The organism is Mucilaginibacter sp. P4_G9 (assembly GCF_056400985.1).
Genome location: NZ_JBFUKF010000933.1, coordinates 1 through 619, shown reverse-complemented (window position 1 = coordinate 619; position 619 = coordinate 1). Strand labels below are relative to the sequence as shown.

Genomic DNA, 619 nt, shown 5'->3' with positions numbered 1-619 from the left:
TTTGTGAACCGTATTGAAATTTATAGCTATCGGGAAGGTTTTGCGCAAATGTAACCACTCTGTGGTCCATCAGCGGCGCCCGGGCTTCTACAGCAAATGCCATAGAGGCCCGATCAACTTTTGTATTTATATCGCCGTTTAAATATGTTTTAATATCAAAAGCCGACATTTTTTGTAAAATACTCATTGATTTCGACGACCAGATATCCATGAAAGGCACCTGTAAGCCTGCATCCGGCTGTTTAAGCCATGAATACTCAAGCCCCCCAAGCATCAGTCCATAAAGAGAACTTATTTTTGAATTACAAATGCCCAACGCAATAAGCTGGTGACGATAATTAGGTGAAACGCTTAAAATTTTAGCTATTACTTTTCTTAGTGGTAATGGATAGGCAAATAGATAGTTTGCAATCTTAAGCCACTTATACCTGCTATATCCCATAAAACTTTCATCCCCGCCATCGCCGCTCAAGGCTACAGTGACATGTTTTTTGGTGTATTTACTCAATAACAATGTTGGTATTGCGCTTGAATCGGCAAATGGCTCGTCATAATATGATCCAAAATTTTCAATTAAGTCCCTACCCTCTCTCGGATTGCATTCTATAGTATGATGATC

The 619-nt window shown here is 39.6% G+C and carries 1 protein-coding gene; it reads right to left on the bottom strand.

Translation table 11 applies throughout. The features are described from left to right. The coding region (locus AC1DPZ_RS28655; RefSeq protein ID WP_477409936.1) for an asparagine synthase-related protein at nt 1-619 on the bottom strand (619 nt) is incomplete at both ends.